Source organism: Vogesella sp. (assembly GCF_046297735.1).
GTDB lineage: Bacteria > Pseudomonadota > Gammaproteobacteria > Burkholderiales > Chromobacteriaceae > Vogesella > Vogesella urethralis.
The window spans coordinates 195,218-210,489 of record NZ_JBKBHK010000004.1 but is presented as its reverse complement, the minus strand read 5'-3'; the positions used below and the strand labels follow the sequence as shown (position 1 = coordinate 210,489).

The following is a 15,272-nucleotide window of genomic DNA, read 5'->3' as shown; positions in this document are numbered from 1 at the left end:
ACTGGCTTATACTTCGAAACAGACAATCCGATACGCCATTGCCGACAACATGCCCGCCTACCACTACAGCAGCACCGACCTGGGCCTGCCGCCGCCGGCGCCACTGCATTTCCGCCACGAGCAGTACCTGGCCAATACCGACTTCGAGTGGCACATCCACCCATGGGGCCAGATCAACCGCATCAGCCTCGGCATTCTGGAGCTGCAGCTGCCGGAGCGCACGTTGGCCGCACCGGCCGAGTACCTGGTGTGGATTCCGGCCGACCTGCCGCACGCGGCGCATATCCGCCAAGCGCTGGATTACGTGTCGGTGTACGTAGCGCCCGCCTTGGCCGCCAGCCTGCCGCAGCGGCCGTGCCTGATCCCGCAGACGCCGCTGTTGCGCGCCTTGCTGGACGATTTTTGCCAGCGCGGCGTGACGGCGATGGCCGACGCCTGGGACCAGCATCAGGCGCAGCTGCTGTTGCACCGTCTGGTGCAGGCCGGCAGCGTGGACGATTACCTGCCCGATAGCGACGACCGCCTGTTGCGGCCGGTGCTGCGCGCGGTACGGGCGCAGCCGGGGGACAACACCACGTTGGCCGCGTGGGCGGCGCAGGTACACAGCACCGAGCGCACGCTGGCGCGCCGTTTCCAGCAGCAACTGGGCATGAGCTTTGCCGCCTGGCGCAACCGGGTGCGCCTGCTGCAGGCGCTGGCCTGGCTGAAAGCCGGCCGTACCGTGGCCGATATTGCCGCCGAACTGGGGTACGCCACGCCGTCGGCCTTCATCGCCATGTTTTCGCGCCACACCGGCATGACGCCGGAGCGCTACCGCCGCCAGTTGCTGGCTGGCAAGGTGCTGCCGTAATGGCACAAGGCCCCGCCTGTGGCGGGGCCTTGTGCCGGCAGAAAACAGCCAGACTGGGCCTACAGCGGCGCGCCGCTGGTTTCCTCAAACGCCGGGGCGCTGGCTTCCGGTGCCGCTGCGGCGGCGGCCGGTGGCGGGGACAGCGGCGACAGGCCGGCCATCGGCAGGCCGTTCTGCAGCAGCTTGCCGCCCACCAGGTCAAAGCGCGTTTCCAGCCGGTTGCCGTTCTGGCGCAGGTGGCCGCTTTGCAGCAGCGGCGCCACGCTCAGCCGGTATTGCTGCACCAGCGCGTCACGCTGGTGTTCCGGCGCAAAGTCGTTCACCCAGCGCTCGGGCAGCGCTTGCGGCCACGATAGCCGCGCTTGCAGGCTGATCTTGTCTTGCAGTGCCCGCAGTTTTTCCTGCGCCAGGTCGGCTTCGGTTACCCCTTTCAGTGCGGCGTCCAGCTGCAGGTTGGCCGCACCGTCCGGCGTGGCCAGGGTCACGGCCACCGCCAACGCCGGGTTGCCGGCTAGCAGCTTGATCAGCAGTGCGCGTTGGTCGGGGTGGAGCAGGTCGTTGTTGAGCTGGCACTGCAGCAGGCCCTTGTGCAGCGTCTGGTGTTGCGATTCGGCCAGCGCGGCGGCGTTCAGGCGGCTGAGGTTGCCGCTGCTGCTTAGGTCACCCAGCGGTTTGTTGTTCAGGTGCAAGCCTACCCAGCTGAACTTGCCGCTGGTCTCCACTATGCCGCTTTGCTCGCGGCTGTCGTGGCTGGCCTGCAGCGGGCCGCTGCTGAAACCCTGCGCGCTGGTACCGCTGCCTTGTTGTAGTGTGAGGCCGCTTGTACGCCAGCTATCCTTGCCCAGCAGCAGACCGCTGGGGCTGCGCACCAGCTGGCTGCTGTATTCACTGGCTTGCAGTTCGATCTGCCAGCGCTGCGCGTCGTCGGCCAGGGCGAGGCCGGGTAGCGTCAGGCGGCTGTGCAGCCGCGTCAGCGCCTGGTCGTACTGCAGCACCAGCGTCAGCCCTTGCCAGTTCACGTGGCGGCTGTCGCGGTCCACCTTGACGCCGGGGCTGTGCAGCGTGGTTTCCACTTCGCCGTTCCAGCGCAGGCGGGTGTCGATGGCCAGCGGCGGCTGTTCGCCGTACAGTGTCTTGAGTTTTTCCTGCCACTGTGGCGACCACACGATCTCGGTGTGCACGCCGGGCTTGAGCGGGTTGTGCGACACCACGTGCCGCAGCGTCAGGCTGGGGCGCTGGCCGCCGAACATCTCGCTGCTGAACAGGTTGTCGCAGCCCAGCTGGTAACTGACGCGCTCTTCGCTTTGCAGCAGGCTGTAGGTTTTGCTGCGGGTAACCGGTTTCAGGATCGGGTAATCCGGCAGCGCGTTGTGAATGCGGTTCAGCTGCTGGTGCACGCGCCAGGCGCCGTAGGCACTGGCGCCGGCCAGGGCTGCCAGCAGGGCGGCGGTGACGCTGGCGACGAGAACGGTCTTTTTCATCGGGTGTGGCTCGCAGGTGGCGATGCGGACACCCTATGGCAATGGTATGCGATGGTCAATTTACGCGATGATCGCAACGTGTTTACATGGCTTTTTTGGTCTGCGAAGGGGAGCGTCGTGTTGCGATGGCTTGCAGGAGCGTTGGCGATGGCTTGGCTGCTGGCGGGCATGGCCGCCAGTTGCCGGGTAACCGCGGTTAGCGATGGCGATACGGTCAAGTGTTTGCAGGGGTGGCGCGAGGTCACGTTGCGCTTGTCGCAGATCGACGCGCCGGAACGGGCGCAGCCTTACGGCCAACGCGCCAGGGCGGCGCTGGCGGCGCGGGTGTTCGGCCGCAGCGTCGAGGTGGAGCGCCACGAAACCGACAAATACGGCCGCCAGGTGGTGCGGCTGTGGCTGGACGGCGTCGATATCAACCTGGCGCAGGTGCAGGACGGCTGGGCCTGGGCCTACCGCGACTACCTGAAAGAGCCGCACTATGTGGCCGCAGAAAACGCAGCGCGGGCGGCCGGGCGTGGTTTGTGGGCCGGTGACGGGCCGGTGCGGCCGCAAGACTGGCGCCGTGGCAGCCGCCGAGCCACGCCGTTGCCGCCGCCCGATGCACCGGCTGCACCGCCTGCGGCCAACCCTGGCCAACGCACGCCAGCCAGCCCGGCGCCAGCGTTCCAGTGCGGCAGCAAGCAGCGCTGCAGCCAGATGGCCAGCTGCGCCGAGGCGCAGTTTTACCTGCAGCAGTGCGGCGTCAAGAAGCTGGACGGCAATAACGACGGCATTCCCTGCGCTGCCTTGTGCCGTCGCTAAGTGCTAAGCGCTGAGCCTTAGCGGTCGGCCTTGCCGGCCATGCTGGCCAGCGCCGCCAGCCGGGTAGCCAGCCATGCCGGTGGCCGTCCGGCGTCCTGCCGGGCCTCGACGCTGCGTATCGCCTGCCGCACCAGCATGGCGCCCGGCCAGCGCAGCGGTTCGGGCGGAAACTGCGCCAGCGGCCCTTGCGCCAGCGGGCTGCGCGTCCAGGCATTGTCTTGCCCCAGCAGCAGGCTGCTCAGCAGTTGGCCGCCGAGGTGGCATTGCACCACGCCGTTGCCGGAATAGCCCATGCCGTACCACACGCGCCGGTAGCCGGGCAGTACGCCAAAGAACGGCATGCCGGTGGCCGAGCGGTCGGAGGCGCCGGTCCAGCTTTGCGCCAGCGGCACCTCGGCCAGCGCCGGGAAGAAGCGGGCCATGGCGGCTTGCAGTTGGCCGCGGTAGGCGCTGGGCTGGTCGAAATAGCCGTGCAGCCGGTTGCCCCAGGCAATGCGGTTGCCGCCCTTGCCCAGCATCAGCCGGCCGTCGGGCGTGCTGCGCCAGTAGTGCACGAAGGTACGCAGGTCGCATACCGCCTGGCCGCGCTGCAGGCCCAGTTGTTCGATGATCGCGGGTGCCGGCTCGGTGATCACCATATCGGACGACACCAGTACCACGCTGTCGGCCAGGCGGCCAAAACGGCGCGGCATGGCCGCGTTCAGCGCCATCACTGCCTGCCGTGCCCGCACCCGGCCGTGCGGCGTGTGCACGTGCACGTATTCGTCTTCCTGCAGCGTGGTCATCGCGCTGTGCTCGAACACGCGCACGCCCAGCTGACGTGCCACCCGCAGCAGGCCGCGTACCAGCAGCGCCGGTTGCAGGCTGCCGGCCGCCGCGCTGTACACGCCGTGTTGCAAGGCCGCGCTGCCGCCCAGCGCCACGGTGCCGGCAGCATCAAGCGCTTGCCAGCGGTTGCGGCCAACCTGGTCCAGCGCCCGCAACACGCTAGTGAGGCTGCCAACTTGCGCGGCGTTGCTGGCGGCGTACACGGCGCCGCCGAGGCGCAGCTGGGCATCGATGCCGTATTGCTGGCAGAAGGCGGCAATGTCGAACACCGCCTGTTCCGACGCGGCCACCAGGCGGCCGGCTTCTTCGGCGCCGTATAGCCGGCACAGCGTCAGGTACTTGGTACTCCAGGTCAGCATGCAGCCGCCGTTGCGGCCGGAAGCGCCGCTGCCACACAGGTCTTTTTCCAGTAGCACGATGCGCCATTGCGGCTGTGCCAGCTGCGTCATGATGGCGGTCCACAGCCCGGTAAAGCCGCCGCCGACAATGCACACATCGGCCTGCAACTCGCCTTGCAGCGGTACCGGCGCCGGCTGGTCTGTGCTGGCCAGCGCCTGCTGCAGCCAGAACGCTTGCTGCTTCATGGCCGTTCGCCGGCGGCCAGGCGGGCGTCGATGGCGTCCAGCACGGCTGGCAGCTCGCTCAGCGTGTCCACCACGTAGTGGGCGCCGGCCTCGCGCAGCATGGCGGCGGCAGGGCGGCGGTATTCGTCCTGCTGCGCCGGCGTCAGCGCCGCCCACTCGGCGGCGGTCAGCCCCACCGCGTTGCCGCTGGCGGCCAGGCCTACCGTCCACATGCCGGCACGCAGGCCTTCGCTAATGCCCGGCGCGGTGTCGTCCACTTTCACGCAGTGGCGCACGTCGCCCACGCCCAGCGCCAGCACGTTGGCCAGTGCCATCCACGGCCCGGGGCGGCCGCCTGCCGGCAGGTCGTCGGTGGCCACGGTGTGGTCGGGGGCGTAGCCGGCGGCGGCGGCCAGCGGCAGCAGCCGGTCCATCACCACGCGCGGGTAACCGGAGCAGCTGCCGATCTTCAAACCGCGCGCCCGCAGGCTGTCCACGGTGGCAAACGCGCCGGGGATGGCGGCGGAGTACTCGCCCACCAGCGCCACCTGCCGTGGCATGAACTGGGCGTACAGCGCGTCGACGTCGCTGTCCTGCATGGGCCGGCCAAAGCGCGCCAGCCAGCGTTCCGCCACGCCGGGCAGGCTGCCCAGCGCCTGGATGTGGTCCCACTTGGCCAGGCCCATCGGCACGCGCGCTTCGGCCAGGGTGACCGGCACGCCGACGCTGGCGAACACGTCCAGCAGTACGCGGGTGGGGGCGAAGGAGCCGAAATCGACGACGGTGCCGGCCCAGTCCAGGATCAGCGCTTCAAGGTGTTGGTACTGGTGCATGGGGTCAGTCCTCAAGCCAGCCAGCCGAGCTGGCGCAGGGTGGAAACAATGACGTGGCCGGCCTGGCCGATTTCGGCATGGTCGATGGCGCCGATGCAGCCGACGCGGAAGGTTTCCTGCGTGGTGAGCTTGCCGGGGTAGAGCACGAAGCCCTGTTCGCGCACCGCCTCGTAGAAGGTGGCAAAGCGGTAGTCGGGGTGGGCCGGCGCGTGGAAGGTCAGGATGATCGGCGCCTGTAGCGCCGGCGGCAGGAACGGGCGCAGGCCGCCGGCCTGCAGCGTGTCGGCCAGCAGCCTGGCGTTGGCCGCGTAGCGCGCCAGCCGCGCCGGCTGGCCGCCTGCAGCCAGGTATTGGTCCAGCGCGGCACGCAGCGCCGCTACCACGTGGGTGGGCGGTGTGTAGCGCCACTGGCCGCTGGCGTGCAGGTATTGCTGCTGCGCGTGCAGGTCCAGCGCCAGCGAATGGCTGTTGCCGGCGCTCTGTGCCAGGCTGGCCTGGTTGACGATGACGAAGCCCATGCCGGGCACGCCTTCCAGGCACTTGTTGCTGCTGGCCACCAGCGCGTCGATATGCAGCGCGGCCACGTCGATGGGCAGCGCGCCGAAGCTGGACATCGCGTCCACGATCAGGCGGCGGCCGGCAGCGTGCACGGCGGCGGCCAGCTCGGGAAGCGGGTTCAGCATGCCGGTACTGGTTTCGCAGTGCACCAGGCCGACGTGGGTGATGGCCGGGTCGTCGTGCAGCAGCATCGCCAGCGTGGCGGCGTCCGGCGCGCTGTCGTCGGCGGTGACGTACATGCTGTACGGGCGGCCCAGGTAGCGGGCGATGTCGGCCATGCGCTGGCCGTAGGCGCCGCCGGCCAGCACCAGCAGCTTGCCGTCGCGCGGCACCAGATTGGCCACCGCGGCTTCCACGGCAAAGGTGCCGGAGCCTTGCAGCGGCACGCACACGTGGCTGTCCAGCCCGCCGGCAATGGCCAGCAGGTCGTGGCAGACGCTGGCGGTCAGCGCCTTGAAGCGGCTGTCCCACGAGCCCCAGTCGGTGAGCATGGCGATTTTGGTGGCCAGGCTGGTGGTCAGCGGGCCGGGGGTGAGCAGGATGGGTTCGCGCATGATGTTCCTTGATATCTAGATGTCTTTGCGGGGTCAGAAAAACCGGGCCACAGCCCGGCAGGCAAGCGTTAACGAGGTTGTCGCCAGCGCTGGCTGCGTGCCAGCCAGACGCGGGACAGCAAGGCAAACAGCAGGCAGGCGGCGCCGGAGGTGGCCACGATCAGCGTGGCCATCGCCGCGGCGGCGGCGGTATCGCCAGCGTCGTCCATGTTCAGCACGGCTACGGCGGCCAGCACGCTGTCGGGGGTGTACAGGAAGATCACCGCCGACACCGTGGTCATCGCCGACACGAAAAAGTAGCGGGCAATCTCCAGCACCGCCGGCAGGCAGGCGGGCAGGGTGACGCGCCACAGCGTGCGCCACAGCGGCACTTTCAGCGAAGCAGCCACCGCCTCGGTGTCGGCGTCCAGCTGCGCCAGCGCGGTGCAGGCGGTGAGGTGGGCGGTGGTGTAAAAGTGCGCCACCGAACACAACACCAGTATGGCCAGCGTGCCGTACAGGCCGTGCAGCGGGTTGGCCGTATGGTTGAAGAAGAAGATGTAGCCCAGGCCCAGTACCAGGCCGGGTACGGCCATCGGCAGCATGGCCACCGCGTGCAGCCACTGGCCTGCCACGCCGGCGCTGCGCAGGCGGGTGGCGGCCCAGGCGCCGCCAAACACCACCACCGTTCCGGCCAGCGCGGTGTACAGCGCCATCTGCACGCTGTTGCCGAACGCCAGCCAGCCGCCGCCGTCCACCAGGTCGAAGTCGAAATGCTGCAGCGTGAACTGCAACTGGTACGGCCACTGTTTGATGAAGGCGGCGGCGATGGCGGTGGCCAGCAGGGCGAGCAGCGCAGCGCCCACCAGCGTGCACAGCAGCAGGCCGGCAGTACGCGGCAGCCAGCCGCGCAAGGGCTGCAGCGGCACGGCGCGGGCGCCTGCCTGGCCGCGCTGGCGCACCTGCAGCCAGCGGTCGACGCCAAACGACAGCAGCGCCGGCAGCAGCAATAGCAGGCCGATGACGGCGCCGTGGGCGAAGTCCTGCTGCCCCACCACCTTCTTGTAGGCCTCCAGTGCCAGCACCGGGTACTGGCCGCCTACCACTTTGGCCACGCCAAAATCGGTGGCCGCCAGCGTGAACACCACCATCGCTGCCGAGACCAGGCCGTAGCGCGTGGCCGGCAGCGTGATGGTGACAAAGCGGCGCAGCGGCCCGGCGCCCAGCGTGCGCGCGGCCTCATACAGGCGTGCGTCGCCGATGCTCAGCGCGGTCAGCAGAATCATCAGCGCGTGCGGAAAGGTATAGAACGCCTCGCCCATCACCATGCCGGGCAGGCCGTACAGCGCGCCGTCCGGCAGCCAGTGGCGCAGCAGGCCCTGGTTGCCGAACAGGTAAACCAGCGAAATACCCGGCAGCAGCGACGGCGCCAGCAGCGGCAACAGGGCCAGCAGGCGGAACAGGCCGGCGCCCGGCAGCGCCACCCGGGTGAGGGCGGTGGCGTAGGCGTAGGCCAGCGGCACCACCAGCAGCGTGGTGAGGCCGGCCAGCTGCATGCTGCCCAGCGTGGCGCGTGCCAGGCCCGGCTGCGCCAGGGTGGCCAGCAGCGGCGCCAGTGTGGTGTGGCCCTGGCTACCGGCGGGCAAGGCCTGGCCCAGCATGGCGCCCAGTGGCAGCAGGATGGCGACCACCAGCACCGCCAGCAGCAGCCACAGCAGGCATTTCACCAGCCGCTCGTCGACGCTGGCCTGCAAACGGGGGGCGAGGCTCAGGCGCATGGTGCGGCCTCCTCGCGGGCAAAGGCGCGCAGCCGCGCCAGGTCCAGCGACACCGGCACCCGCCGCGCATTGTCCAGGCCCAGTGCGGCCAACTGCGCGTGGCCAACATCGGCCAGTACCCGCTGCCCGCCCCAGGCCGGCACCAGCAGGCTCAGCCGGTACACCGGCCCCAGCAGTTCCAGCTTCAGCACGTCGGCCAGCGTGGCATCGCCGGCGGCCGGCCACGCCGGGTGCAGCACGATGTCTTCCGGGCGGATGAACAGGTCCAGCGTGTCGCCGTGGGCCACGCCGTGCGGGGTGGGCAGCAGCAGGCGCTGCTCGCCCAGCTGTACCTGCTGCACGCCGCAGCTGCGTGCCGGCAGCCAGTTGCCCTGGCCGACAAAGCTTGCCACGAAGCGGCTGGCCGGCTCGCGGTAGACGGTAAACGGGCTGTCGCATTGTTCGATGCGGCCGCCGTTCATCACCACCACGCGGTCGGCCATGGTCAGCGCTTCTTCCTGGTCGTGGGTCACCATCAGCGTGGTAATGCCCAGTTTTTGCTGCAGGGCGCGGATCTCGCGGCGCAGGTGCTCGCGCACGCGGGCGTCCAGTGCAGACAGCGGTTCGTCCAGCAGCAGCAGGCCGGGCGAGGTGGCCAGCGCGCGCGCCAGTGCCACGCGCTGTTGCTGGCCGCCGGACAGCTGCGCCGGGTAGCGTTCGGCAATGCCGTCCAGGCCGATCAGCGCCAGCAGGTCTTGCACCCGCTGGCGGCGGGCGGCGCGGCTGCCGCCCAGGCCGTAGCCGATGTTGTCGGCCACGGTCAGGTTGGGGAACAGCGCGTAACTCTGGAACACGATGCCGTAGTCGCGCGCGGCCGGCGGCAGCCGGGTGATGTCGCGGCCGGCCAGCGCGATGCTGCCGCTGTCGGCCGCGTCCAGGCCGGCGATCTGGCGCAGCAGCGTGGTCTTGCCGCAGCCGGACGGGCCCAGCAGGCACACAAACTCGCCTTTGGCGATATCGAGGTCCAGCTGGCGCAGCACCTGCTGCTGGCCAAAGCGTTTGCTGATGCCGGCCAGGCGCAGGTAGGGGGTGCCGGTGGCCGGCGTGGCGCCGGGCGGGGCGCGGTGCAGCAGGGCGGCAGGGTCGTGTTTCATGGTGTGTCTTTCAGCAGGGTGGCGGCGATGGCCAGGTAGTGCGCCAGCGGTGGCGTGGCCAGCCCTGGCGTCTTGGCGGCGTCGTCGTAGCGGCGCAGGCGCAGCGCGTCGGCAGCGTGCGGGTGGCGGCAGAAGCGCTGGCAGGCGGCGGCGTCCATCGCCCCGCCTTGCAGTGCCAGCGACGCGCGCGAGGCGGGCGACAGGCCGGCCAGGTAAGCCGGGTCCGTGGCGCACAGAAAGCGTTTGGCGGCCACGTGCAGCGCAATCGGCTGCAGTACCTCGTCGCCGAACAGCCGTCGCAGTACCTGCACGGCCACGGCTTCGTGGTGATCGTTGATGCCGTTGGCGATGTCGTCGTCGCCCTGCTCGCACACCAGGTGGCCGAGGTCGTGCAGCAGGGTGGCCACGATCAGCGCCGGGCTGGCGCCGTCCTGTTCGGCGGCCTGGGCGCCTTGTAGCGCGTGTGCCAGCTGGCTGACGGCTTCGCCGCCGTACAGGCGGTTGCCGCTATCGGCCAGCACGGCGGCGAGTTCGTCCATGGTGTTCAGCGATGCGTGCATGGCAGGCTCCGGCGGCGGGCCGGGCCCGCCGCGCGCAAGGGCTTACTTGGGTTCGGATTTGGCGTCGTAGCGGCGGGTCCACTCGGCCAGGATGCGGTCACGGTTGGCCGCAGACCAGCGCAGGTCCTGCTTCACCAGGCGTTTTTCGTAGTCGGCCGGGATGTGCGGGTTGGGCTTGGCAATGCCCGGCATGGCCACGATGGCGAAGTTCTTCTCGTACAGCTCGTTGGCCGACTGCGACGCCGACCAGTCAGCCAGGCTGCGGGCGGCGGCCAGGTTGCGGGTGCCTTTCAGGATGGCGGTGGCTTCCACGTCCCAGCCCAGGCCTTCTTTGGGGAATACCACGTCGATCGGCGCACCACCGTCTTTCAGCTTGGCAGCGCGGTATTCAAACGAAATGCCGATCGGGAACTCGCCGGCAGCGGCCTGCTTGCATGGCTTGGAGCCGGAGTGGGTGTACTGCGCAATGTTCTGGTGCAGCTTGTCCATGTAGGACCAGCCTTCCTTGTCGCCGAACAGCGTCAGCCAGGCGGTGACGTCGAAGTAGCCGGTGCCGCTGGACGCCGGGTTGGGCATCACGATCTTGCCCTTGTATTCCGGCTTCAGCAGGTCTTTCCAGCTTTCCGGTTTTTTCAGGCCCAGCTTGGCCGCTTCCACGGTGTTGAAGCAGATGGCCGCGCCCCATACGTCCATGCCTACCCAGGCCGGCGGGTTGCTGTCATCCACGTAGGCCTTGCTGAGCTTGGCCAGGTTTTTCGGCGCATAAGGCTGCAGCATGCCTTCTTTTTCCAGTACCAGCAGCGACGACGCGGCTACGCCCATCACCACGTCGGCCTTCGGGTTGGCTTTTTCGGCCAGCAGTTTGGCGGTGATGATGCCGGTGGAGTCGCGCACCCAGCGCAGCTTGATGTCCGGGTATTCCTGCTCGAACTTCTGCTGGTAGGCCTTCAGCTGGTCGGCTTCCAGTGCGGTGTAGACGGTGAGGGTGGTGTCGGCCAGGGCGGCCAGGCTGCACAGCGCCAGGGCGCCGGCCAGCAGGGTGCGGGAGGAGTGCATGTCGTGAGCCTTGAGTCGGGTTGGGTGACAGGCGCCACTGTAGCGACTCAAGGTTACACGCGATTTACATCTAGATGTCTAGATGACTTTGTGGCGACGCCGCTACAGGCTGTCCGGCGTGATCTCGATCTGCACGCTGTCGCCGCCAAAGCGGGTAATGCCGTATTCGATGGGCTGGCCGTCGCTGTCGGCGTACACGCTTTCCACGTACAGGATGGGCTGCTGCTTGCCCAGGCCCAGCGCGGCGGCCACTTCCGGACGCGGCAGGCGGGCGCTGATGCGGCTGAGCGTGCGGTTGAAGCGGGTAATGCCGACGCGGGCAAACGCTTCGCTGGTACTGCGGCTGTGGCGGTAGTGTTCGATAAAGCCTTCAAAGCGCGGCAGCGGAAAGTACTGGGTACAGACGCTGACCACCTTGCCGTCGGCCAGGTCCAGCGCTTCCACGCGCAGCAGCGGCGCACCTTCGGCCACGCCCAGCAGGCGGGCCACGGCGTCGCTGGCCGGCTCGAAGTGGCAGGACTGGATGTCCACGTCGCTGACCAGGTGTTGTTCGCTCAGGCTGTGCGAAAAGCGGCTGCTCTTGCCCAGGCGGTAGGCGATCAGTTCTTCCTGCACAAAGGTGCCACGGCCGCGTTCGATGCGTACCAGGCCTTTGGCCAGCAGTTGCTGGATGGCCTGGCGGACGGTGTGGCGGTTGACGGCAAAGCGTTCGGCCAGCGCCTGCTCGTTGGGCAGGCGGCCTTGCAGGGTACGGGCGAGGATTTCCTGGCTGAGGGTGGCTTCGATTTGCAGCCACAACGGGGTGCCGGCAGGGCGGCTCAGGCGTTTGTTCATGCGGGTACGGGGTAGCAACGGTTTGCCGCACCATAGCACGGCAATGTGACAGCTGCAGCTGTGCGGCCGGCCGCAAACGCAAAAGGCCCCTGTCTTGCGACAGGGGCCTAAATGCTTGGTGCCGGAGAAAGGAGTCGAACCCTCGACCTTCTGATTACAAGTCAGCTGCTCTACCAACTGAGCTACACCGGCGTAGGACGCGAATATTAGACAAGGCATGGCGCTTTGGCAAGCCCTGCTTGCAAAAAATCTGCAAGCGGGGTGCCGCGGCTGGCTGCCCGGCAGCGATTTACTGCAGCCACACCAGGTGCGACCACATTTCTTCCAGGCTGACGCGGTATTGCAGCAGGTGTTTCATGGCGGGCTCCTTGTGGGTTGATGTTGGCAGTATCGCGGTTTTTGATAGTAATGTTAAATTGATATTTATTATCCAATAGTTTTGATTCGGCTATGCGTGGTGACATTGCCGCAACCGCGTGCTGTGTGCCTGTCGCCATGCCGCGTGCAAGCTGCGCGCGGGGGGTGATCTGGGCTAAGGTGAAAGCCGCACCGTCATTCACTTTCACTGTGGAGTTGCCATGTCCTGGTCTGCCGGTTACGTCACCGAACTCGATTACACCTACGGTTATTACAGCGAGCTCAACCCGCACTACGCCGGCTTCGTGCTGCTGGACGCCGGCTTTGCCGTGCCGCAGTGGCAGCACGCCTGCGAACTGGGCTTTGGCCAGGGCATGAGTGTGAACCTGCACGCTGCGGCGGGCAGTACCCAGTGGTACGGCAACGACTTCAACCCGCAGCACGCGGCCTTTGCCCGGCAGTTGGCCGCCGATTGCGGCAACGGTGCGCAGCTCAGTGACGAATCGTTTGCTGAATTCTGCGCCCGCGACGACCTGCCACTGTTCGACTTCATCGGCCTGCACGGTATCTGGAGCTGGATCTCGCCGCAAAACCAGGCGCTGATTGTGGATTTCGTGCGCCGCAAGCTGCGTGTCGGCGGCGTGCTGTACATCAGTTACAACACCTTGCCCGGCTGGGCCGCCTTTGCGCCGCTGCGCCAGCTGTTTGTGCAGCACGCCGAACGCATGAGCGCACCGGGCCTGGGGGTAGAGGCGCAGGTGAAGAATGCGCTGGCGTTCAGCCAGCAGTTGCTGGCGGTGGCACCGCGTGCGCTGGCCGACGACAAGCTGCGCGAGCGGCTGACGCGCATTGCCGGCCAAGACCCGCACTATCTGGCGCACGAGTACTTCAACCGCGACTGGACGCCGATGTACTTTGCCGACATGGCGGCGGCGCTGGCGCCGGCCAAGCTGGGCTACGCCTGCCAGGCCAGCACGCTGGAGCAGGTGCCGGTATTGCACTACACGCCGGAACAGCAGGCGCTGCTGGACGGCACCGCCGACCCGCTGTTTCGCGAAACGGTGCGCGATTACATCCTGAACCAGCAGTTCCGCCGCGATTACTGGATCAAAGGCCCGCGCCGGCTGCAGCCGGCCGAGCAGGACGCGCGCTGGGGCCAGCAACGGGTAGCCCTGGCCTTGCCGCGTAGCGAGGTGAAAATGAAGCTGGCACTGCCGCGCGGCACCATCAATCTGACCCCGGCGGTGTACGACCCGGTGCTCGATTGCCTGGCTGACGGTCAGCCGCACTTGCTAAGCGAGCTGGCTGCCAAGGTGCAGCGCAGCTGCCGTGGCAGCCAGTTCCGCGAGGTAATCCGCGTGCTGGTGGGCGCGCGCATGCTGTTAGCGCTACCACCGCAGGCTACCGGAAGCCGTACCGTGGCGGCGCGTATCAACAATTTCATTCTGCAACAGGCCGTGCACTCGTCCCGTTTTGCGGCGCTGGCCAGCCCGGAGCTAGGTGGTGGCGTGGCAGTGTCGCGTTTCAGCCAGTGCTTTTTGCAAGCCTATCTGGCAGGGGAGTGCCACGCCGACACCATGGCAGCCACACTGGATGCACGGCTGCAAGCCAATGGCGAGCGCGTGGCGCATCAGGGCCAGGCATTGGCCAGCCGTGACGCGCAGCGCCAGTACCTGCAAGACCTGGCGCAGCGTTTCCTTGATCACGAGCTGCCCTTGCTGCGTGGTTGGGGTCTGCTGGATCAGGCTGGCTAAGGCCATGTGGGTGCCCGGCTGTCTGCGCCAATCCTGCGCCGGGTGTTAACGAATGTGACACAAAGCTCTATACTCGCGGCTCGATCACCGGGGGTGCCTGCGCGTGCGGGCTGAGACATACCCCAGAACCTGATCTGGATAATGCCAGCGGAGGGAGCGTGATGGGCGTCTGCCCGTGTCCCGCTTTCTTTTTTGGTAGCGTCATCACCAAAAGAGGATGTCTGAAATGTTGAAGAAGTCTGTATTGCTGCTGGCCCTGGCTGGCGTGTCCCTGTCTGCCTTGGCAGCCGAGCTGCGCGTGATGACGCACAGCTCGTTCAGCCTGCCCAAAGAGCGCATTGCCGAGTTCGAAAAGCAAAGCGGCGTCAAGCTGTCCATCGTCAAGGGCGGTGACGCCGGCGAAATGCTGAACAAGCTGATCCTGACCCGCGCCAACCCGATCGCCGACGTGGTGTACGGCATCGACAACACGCTGATCGCCAAGGCCACGGCCGCCGGCATTCTGGCGCCCACCAGCAGCAAGGTTGGCCGCACCGAAAAAGACGCGCAGCTGCCGGGCGCGGTAGCGGTGGACTACGGCTACGTAACGCTGAACTACGACAAGAGCTGGTTTGCCAAGGCCAAGCTGCCGCTGCCGGCCACGCTGGACGACCTGGCCAAACCGGCCTACAAGGACCTGCTGGTGGTACAAAACCCGGCTACGTCCAGTACCGGCCTGGCCTTCCTGCTGGCTACCATCGCCGACCGTGGTGAAGACGGCGCCTTCAAATGGTGGGAGAAAGTGCGCGACAACGGCCTGAAAGTGAGCAAGGGCTGGAGCGAGGCGTATTACACCGATTTCAGCCGCAACGGCGGCAGCCGCCCGATCGTGGTGAGCTACGCCACCAGCCCGGCGGCAGAAGTGTTCTACAGCAAGGAAAAAATCAGCGAATCGCCCACCGCCAACCTGCTGCTGAAAGGCGGCGTGTTCCTTCAAGTAGAAGGCGTAGCGCTGCTGAAGGGCGGCAAGGAGCCGCAGGCGGCGCAGGCGTTTGTCGATTTCCTGCGTAGCGACGGCGTGCAGACCGGCTTGCAGACCAAGATGTGGATGTACCCGGCCGTGGCCGGCACCGCCATCGACCCGGTGTTTGCCCACGCGCAAAAGCCGGTCAAGTTCAGCAACCCCAGCCTGGCTGCGATGAACGGCAAGACGGCCGGCTGGGTCAGCCGCTGGAACCGTGTGGTGGTGACGCCGGCAAACTGATCGCCGCTGCGGCCAACGTGGGCCGCAGCACGGCGTGGCAAGGGCGCCTGCGGCGCCCTTGCGCTTTTGTGACACAACGCCTCATTAAATGACCGACACCTTTTACCGGC

Annotated in this window: 14 protein-coding genes, 1 tRNA gene and 1 riboswitch; of the genes, 4 read left to right on the top strand and 11 right to left on the bottom strand. The window is 67.5% G+C overall.

Annotated features, from left to right (window positions below):
- The first annotated feature begins 49 nt into the window (after positions 1 to 49).
- Positions 50 to 850 (top strand): AraC family transcriptional regulator, encoded by an 801-nt coding sequence (locus ACK4FZ_RS06895; RefSeq protein ID WP_144373507.1) that lies wholly within the window; start codon positions 50 to 52, stop codon positions 848 to 850.
- Between the two features lie 59 nt (positions 851 to 909).
- On the opposite strand, the gene ACK4FZ_RS06890 is transcribed toward ACK4FZ_RS06895, so the two are convergent.
- Positions 910 to 2,331, bottom strand: a complete 1,422-nt coding sequence (locus ACK4FZ_RS06890) for a DUF945 family protein (protein WP_409819184.1) — start codon at positions 2,329 to 2,331, stop codon at positions 910 to 912.
- Between the two features lie 147 nt (positions 2,332 to 2,478).
- On the opposite strand from ACK4FZ_RS06890, the gene ACK4FZ_RS06885 reads away from it, so the two are divergent.
- Positions 2,479 to 3,132 carry a thermonuclease family protein gene (locus ACK4FZ_RS06885; protein WP_170252268.1) on the top strand — a complete coding sequence of 218 codons (654 nt, stop codon included), beginning with the start codon at positions 2,479 to 2,481 and terminating at the stop codon, positions 3,130 to 3,132.
- 17 nt (positions 3,133 to 3,149) lie between these two features.
- Here ACK4FZ_RS06885 and ACK4FZ_RS06880 read toward each other — a convergent pair whose 3' ends face one another.
- The 10 genes from ACK4FZ_RS06880 to ACK4FZ_RS06835 form a co-directional block, all read right to left on the bottom strand.
- The gene (locus tag ACK4FZ_RS06880; protein ID WP_409819182.1) at positions 3,150 to 4,544 is read right to left on the bottom strand and encodes an FAD-dependent oxidoreductase; all 1,395 of its coding nucleotides are present in this window, start codon (positions 4,542 to 4,544) and stop codon (positions 3,150 to 3,152) included.
- Complete coding sequence (gene phnX / locus ACK4FZ_RS06875; protein ID WP_409819179.1) at positions 4,541 to 5,356, bottom strand: phosphonoacetaldehyde hydrolase; 816 nt, start codon at positions 5,354 to 5,356, stop codon at positions 4,541 to 4,543. Before phnX ends, ACK4FZ_RS06880 begins: the two co-directional genes overlap by 4 nt.
- A gap of 11 nt (positions 5,357 to 5,367) precedes the next feature.
- Positions 5,368 to 6,468, bottom strand: a complete 1,101-nt coding sequence (locus ACK4FZ_RS06870) for a 2-aminoethylphosphonate--pyruvate transaminase (protein ID WP_409819177.1) — start codon at positions 6,466 to 6,468, stop codon at positions 5,368 to 5,370.
- A 68-nt stretch (positions 6,469 to 6,536) separates the two neighbouring features.
- Complete coding sequence (locus ACK4FZ_RS06865; RefSeq protein WP_409819175.1) at positions 6,537 to 8,225, bottom strand: putative 2-aminoethylphosphonate ABC transporter permease subunit; 1,689 nt, start codon at positions 8,223 to 8,225, stop codon at positions 6,537 to 6,539.
- Positions 8,216 to 9,358 carry a putative 2-aminoethylphosphonate ABC transporter ATP-binding protein gene (locus tag ACK4FZ_RS06860; RefSeq protein ID WP_409819173.1) on the bottom strand — a complete coding sequence of 381 codons (1,143 nt, stop codon included), beginning with the start codon at positions 9,356 to 9,358 and terminating at the stop codon, positions 8,216 to 8,218. Before ACK4FZ_RS06860 ends, ACK4FZ_RS06865 begins: the two co-directional genes overlap by 10 nt.
- On the bottom strand, positions 9,355 to 9,918 hold the full coding sequence (locus tag ACK4FZ_RS06855; RefSeq protein ID WP_409819171.1) for a phosphonate degradation HD-domain oxygenase: 564 nt from the start codon (positions 9,916 to 9,918) through the stop codon (positions 9,355 to 9,357). Before ACK4FZ_RS06855 ends, ACK4FZ_RS06860 begins: the two co-directional genes overlap by 4 nt.
- A gap of 42 nt (positions 9,919 to 9,960) precedes the next feature.
- A complete protein-coding gene (locus ACK4FZ_RS06850) occupies positions 9,961 to 10,974 on the bottom strand; it encodes a putative 2-aminoethylphosphonate ABC transporter substrate-binding protein (RefSeq protein WP_409819169.1) in 1,014 nt (337 codons plus the stop codon).
- A 102-nt stretch (positions 10,975 to 11,076) separates the two neighbouring features.
- A complete protein-coding gene (gene phnF, locus ACK4FZ_RS06845) occupies positions 11,077 to 11,808 on the bottom strand; it encodes a phosphonate metabolism transcriptional regulator PhnF (protein ID WP_144373498.1) in 732 nt (243 codons plus the stop codon).
- Positions 11,809 to 11,924: 116 nt separating this feature from the next.
- Positions 11,925 to 12,000 (bottom strand) — tRNA-Thr (locus ACK4FZ_RS06840).
- Positions 12,001 to 12,014: 14 nt separating this feature from the next.
- A complete protein-coding gene (locus tag ACK4FZ_RS06835; RefSeq protein ID WP_409819166.1) occupies positions 12,015 to 12,374 on the bottom strand; it encodes a hypothetical protein in 360 nt (119 codons plus the stop codon).
- A 12-nt stretch (positions 12,375 to 12,386) separates the two neighbouring features.
- Between ACK4FZ_RS06835 and ACK4FZ_RS06830 the strand changes: the two genes are divergently transcribed.
- Both ACK4FZ_RS06830 and ACK4FZ_RS06825 read left to right on the top strand, forming a co-directional pair.
- Entirely contained in the window at positions 12,387 to 13,919 is a 1,533-nt protein-coding gene (locus ACK4FZ_RS06830) for a class I SAM-dependent methyltransferase (RefSeq protein ID WP_409819164.1), read from the top strand.
- Positions 13,920 to 13,998: 79 nt separating this feature from the next.
- Positions 13,999 to 14,093: riboswitch (TPP riboswitch) on the top strand.
- 55 nt (positions 14,094 to 14,148) lie between these two features.
- Positions 14,149 to 15,162: a thiamine ABC transporter substrate binding subunit gene (locus tag ACK4FZ_RS06825; RefSeq protein ID WP_409819430.1), complete on the top strand. Its 1,014-nt coding sequence runs from the start codon at positions 14,149 to 14,151 to the stop codon at positions 15,160 to 15,162.
- The last annotated feature ends 110 nt before the right edge of the window (positions 15,163 to 15,272 follow it).

What these genes read in the sequence shown, in the direction of transcription:
- ACK4FZ_RS06895 (WP_144373507.1), top strand. Translation starts at nt 50, where the DNA reads ATGCCCGCCTACCACTACAGCAGCACCGACCTGGGCCTGCCGCCGCCG.
- ACK4FZ_RS06890 (WP_409819184.1), bottom strand. Translation starts at nt 2,331, where the DNA reads ATGAAAAAGACCGTTCTCGTCGCCAGCGTCACCGCCGCCCTGCTGGCA.
- ACK4FZ_RS06885 (WP_170252268.1), top strand. Translation starts at nt 2,479, where the DNA reads ATGGCTTGGCTGCTGGCGGGCATGGCCGCCAGTTGCCGGGTAACCGCG.
- ACK4FZ_RS06880 (WP_409819182.1), bottom strand. Translation starts at nt 4,544, where the DNA reads ATGAAGCAGCAAGCGTTCTGGCTGCAGCAGGCGCTGGCCAGCACAGAC.
- phnX (WP_409819179.1), bottom strand. Translation starts at nt 5,356, where the DNA reads ATGCACCAGTACCAACACCTTGAAGCGCTGATCCTGGACTGGGCCGGC.
- ACK4FZ_RS06870 (WP_409819177.1), bottom strand. Translation starts at nt 6,468, where the DNA reads ATGCGCGAACCCATCCTGCTCACCCCCGGCCCGCTGACCACCAGCCTG.
- ACK4FZ_RS06865 (WP_409819175.1), bottom strand. Translation starts at nt 8,225, where the DNA reads ATGCGCCTGAGCCTCGCCCCCCGTTTGCAGGCCAGCGTCGACGAGCGG.
- ACK4FZ_RS06860 (WP_409819173.1), bottom strand. Translation starts at nt 9,358, where the DNA reads ATGAAACACGACCCTGCCGCCCTGCTGCACCGCGCCCCGCCCGGCGCC.
- ACK4FZ_RS06855 (WP_409819171.1), bottom strand. Translation starts at nt 9,918, where the DNA reads ATGCACGCATCGCTGAACACCATGGACGAACTCGCCGCCGTGCTGGCC.
- ACK4FZ_RS06850 (WP_409819169.1), bottom strand. Translation starts at nt 10,974, where the DNA reads ATGCACTCCTCCCGCACCCTGCTGGCCGGCGCCCTGGCGCTGTGCAGC.
- phnF (WP_144373498.1), bottom strand. Translation starts at nt 11,808, where the DNA reads ATGAACAAACGCCTGAGCCGCCCTGCCGGCACCCCGTTGTGGCTGCAA.
- ACK4FZ_RS06830 (WP_409819164.1), top strand. Translation starts at nt 12,387, where the DNA reads ATGTCCTGGTCTGCCGGTTACGTCACCGAACTCGATTACACCTACGGT.